General features: G+C 46.1%; 2 protein-coding genes and 1 pseudogene. All 3 read right to left on the bottom strand.

The genetic code is table 11. From position 1 onward, the window contains the following. On the bottom strand, window positions 1–1,341 hold a 1,341-nt coding region (locus tag A3763_RS18075; RefSeq protein ID WP_068760292.1), incomplete at its 3' end, for a valine--tRNA ligase. A gap of 153 nt (window positions 1,342–1,494) precedes the next feature. After that, the gene (locus A3763_RS18070) at window positions 1,495–1,941 is read right to left on the bottom strand and encodes a DNA polymerase III subunit chi (protein ID WP_068507836.1); all 447 of its coding nucleotides are present in this window, start codon (window positions 1,939–1,941) and stop codon (window positions 1,495–1,497) included. Window positions 1,942–1,988: 47 nt separating this feature from the next. Then, window positions 1,989–2,308, bottom strand: a pseudogene (locus tag A3763_RS18065) (leucyl aminopeptidase); the annotation flags it as partial.

Here is a 2,308-nt window from a genome sequence, read left to right as displayed (position 1 = left end):
GCGGCCAACGTAAACATTACCTTCAGCATCGTACCAAGCCGGGATTCTGTGTCCCCACCAAAGCTGGCGAGAGATACACCAGTCCTGAATGTCGCGCATCCAGGAGAAGTACATGTTTTCGTATTGCTTGGGAACAAACTGAATCTCGCCATCTTCAACTGCCTGTATTGCAGGTTCAGCTAGCGGGCCTGCACGAACGAACCACTGGTCTGTAAGAAGTGGTTCGATGACAACACCTGAGCGGTCGCCGTAGGGTGCAACCAAATTGTGATCATCAATACTTTCTAATAAGCCAAGCTCTTCAAATTTTGCAATGATGGCTTTACGCGCTTCAAATCGATCCAAGCCAGCAAATTCTGCGGGTAGGGCTGTATCGAAAGCATCTGAAGCTTGGCCTTCAGTGTCGTAAACTTCTGCTTCTTTAAGGATGGCAGCATCAATATCGAAGATATTGATCATCGCTAGGCCGCAGCGCTTACCCACTAGATTATCGTTAAAGTCGTGCGCAGGTGTTATTTTTACACAACCAGTGCCTTTTTCCATGTCGGCATGATCATCACCCACAATCGGGATCAAACGACCAACAAGAGGCAATTCTACAAACTTACCGATCAGGTCTTTGTAACGTGGATCTTCAGGGTTGACTGCAACGCCTGTATCACCCAGCATGGTTTCGGGGCGAGTGGTTGCGACGACTAAGTAGTTTTTACCTTCAGAGGTTTTTTCACCATTGGCTAGTGGATAGCGAAGGTTCCACATATTGCCTTTTTTGTCTTTGTTCTCGACTTCCAGGTCTGAAATAGCCGTGTGAAGCTTAGGATCCCAGTTTACCAAACGCTTGCCGCGATAGATTAAGTCATCTTTGTATAAACGAACAAATACTTCCTGAACGGCTTTGTAAAAGCCATCGTCCATCGTGAAGCGTTCATGGTCCCAATCGACAGAAGCACCTAAACGACGAAGCTGACGGGTAATTGTGCCACCGGACTCTTCTTTCCAATCCCAGATTTTATCGAGAAAGGCTTCACGTCCGAGGTCATGGCGAGTTTTGCCTTCTTCAGCAGCAAGCTTGCGCTCAACAACCATTTGAGTTGCGATACCCGCGTGGTCGGTACCGACCTGCCATAAAGTGTTATGACCTTTCATGCGGTGATAGCGGGTTAGGGCATCCATAATAGAGTCCTGGAAGGCATGTCCCATATGCAAGCTACCGGTGACATTCGGTGGCGGAATCATAATGGTGTAGGGCTGGCCTTCATTTGAAGGCTTGAAGTAGCCGCTTTCTTCCCAGGTTTTATACCAAGACTGTTCTATTTCGCTAGGTTGGTAGGTCTTATCCATAATCGTTGATGCTTACTCGTTAAAAATGGCTAGAGGTCGAGTGCCTGACTTTCGCTTGGCATACGATAAAAAATGGCCGACATTATACATGGCGTGAGCGAGCTGAAGCTAGGGACTTGCTTAATATAGTTGCTTAAAAAAGCAAAGACTTCCCTAAGCTTTCCGTAGATCGTGGATATGAACCTCATGGCCAAGGCTCTTTAGTTGCTTGTATAAGGTACGTGCGTCCTGAATTTCGATTTCAATATTCGGAATGATTAAGCACAAACGGCTGAAATCTTCCAAGCGCTCGGGTAACTGCTTTCGTAGGAGGATGAGCAAAGAATCGTCTTTTTGAAGTGATGACTTTAATGGTTTGTCATCGATGATGACTGGCGCGGTTTTGCTTTCTGACTCATTTTGACCGAGACTATGAGGAATAAAGCTTTCGAGTTTGAAAGTCCATAAAGCGCTGTTTAGTGCTTCGTTTTGAATAGCGTCCACAGTCTGAATATGAATTCGACTGTGTTGTTGCAGGGCTTTCTCCGTTAAACGGCAACAAAAAGCAATTTGCTCAGAAAAGTTGGCTTCATTTAAGAGGTATAGGTCTATTCTGGGCATGCTTTTGTTGTCGCTGTCGTAATTAACTCAATAGTCTTGCTAGATATTTAAGACGCTTTGCTTAACAGATAGTTCAGTAGCAAAGGAACCGGACGACCTGTTGCACCTTTGTCTTTTCCTCCTGATACCCAAGCTGTACCTGCGATATCCAAGTGAGCCCATTTGTATTCTTTGGTGAACCTAGACAAGAAGCATGCAGCGGTAATGCTGCCTGCGCCTTTGCCGCCAATATTTTGAATATCGGCAAAGGGGCTTTCGATCTGTTCCTGATACTCATCCCAAATGGGTAATTGCCACGCTTTATCGTTTACCTCTTTGCCTGACTGCAGAAGTTCATCGACCAGGGTGTCGTCATTGCCCATCACGG

This window comes from Oleiphilus sp. HI0128 (assembly GCF_001635365.1).
The sequence above is the reverse complement of the archived record's forward strand: the minus strand, read 5'-3'. Positions and strand labels throughout refer to the sequence as shown.

Coding starts and splice junctions, on each gene's coding strand:
- A3763_RS18070 (WP_068507836.1), bottom strand. CDS start 1,941: ATGCCCAGAATAGACCTATACCTCTTAAATGAAGCCAACTTTTCTGAG.